The organism is Microbacterium testaceum, assembly GCF_001476285.1.
GTDB classification, from domain to species: Bacteria; Actinomycetota; Actinomycetes; order Actinomycetales; family Microbacteriaceae; genus Microbacterium; species Microbacterium testaceum_B.
Genome location: NZ_LDRU01000124.1, coordinates 1 through 1092 on the forward strand (window position 1 = coordinate 1; position 1092 = coordinate 1092).

1 protein-coding gene is annotated in these 1092 nt (G+C 66.0%); it reads left to right on the plus strand.

Features of this window, described 5'->3' with window-relative positions:
• Positions 1 to 148: 148 nt before the first annotated feature.
• Positions 149 to 1092, plus strand: a 944-nt coding sequence (locus NS283_RS17590) for an IS481 family transposase (RefSeq protein ID WP_058598147.1), incomplete at its 3' end; no start/stop codon positions are given.

Sequence of the window (1092 nt, forward strand, 5' to 3'; positions counted from 1 at the left end):
TGCCTCTCGCGTGAGTGTCCAAAACACCCGGACGTTCTCGAAAAGCGTCCGTGTCATGTCTCAGGACATCGGTGACAGTTCTGCATCAGGACATCGGTGACACTTCCGGGGTGTTTGGTGGTGACACTTCGGCGGCTCTGATGAGGGTGTGAGCCGAAATGAGCCTGTCGATCCCCGTGTCCGTCTCGCGATCGTGCGGTGGCCGGTGGATGCGCCGCGCGGGGCGGTGTCGACGTTCTGCGCGGAGGAGGGCATCTCCCGCAAAACGTTCTACGAGATCCGCTCCCGCGTCCTCCACGAGGGCGAAGCTGCCGCGTTGGAACCGCGATCGCGGCGACCGAAGGCGACACCGTCTGCTCTGAGCGATGCGGCGAAAGAGCAGGCGATCGCGGTGCGCGCAGCGTTGGAGCGGTCGGGTCTGGATCACGGACCGATCAGCGTTCACGACAAGATGCGCGCGATGGGGTTGGAACCTCCGTCCACGGCTGCGTTGGCGCGAATCTTCCGCGCCGCCGGCGTCGCGCGGGCCGAACCGAAGAAGCGTCCGCGAGCGTCGTGGCGTCGTTTCGTCTACCCCGCCCCGAACGCCTGCTGGCAGTTGGATGCCACGGAGTACGTGCTCACGAGGGGCCGCCGATGCGTGATCTTCCAGCTCATCGACGATCACTCACGCCTGGCCCTGGCCTCCCACGTGTCCTGGACGGAGACCGCGGACGCAGCGATCACGGTGATGGACAAAGCCATCGCCGCTCACGGCGTCCCTCAACGCCTGCTCAGCGACAACGGGGCCGCGTTGAACCCCACCCGACGCGGCATGACCGGCAAGCTCGTCACTCACGTCACCGCGCTCGGTGTCCTCGCGATCACCGGTAAGCCCTACAAACCCACGACCCAGGGCAAGAACGAACGGTTCCATCAGACCCTCTTCCGCTTCCTCGACAAACAACCCCTCGCCGACACCCTCGACGACCTCCAGCAGCACGTCGACGCGTTCGACCGCATCTACAACACCGAGCGCCCCCACCAAGCCCTCCCGGGCCGGCTCACCCCACAACAAGCCTGGAACGCCACCGCCCCCGCACAAGCTCCCCG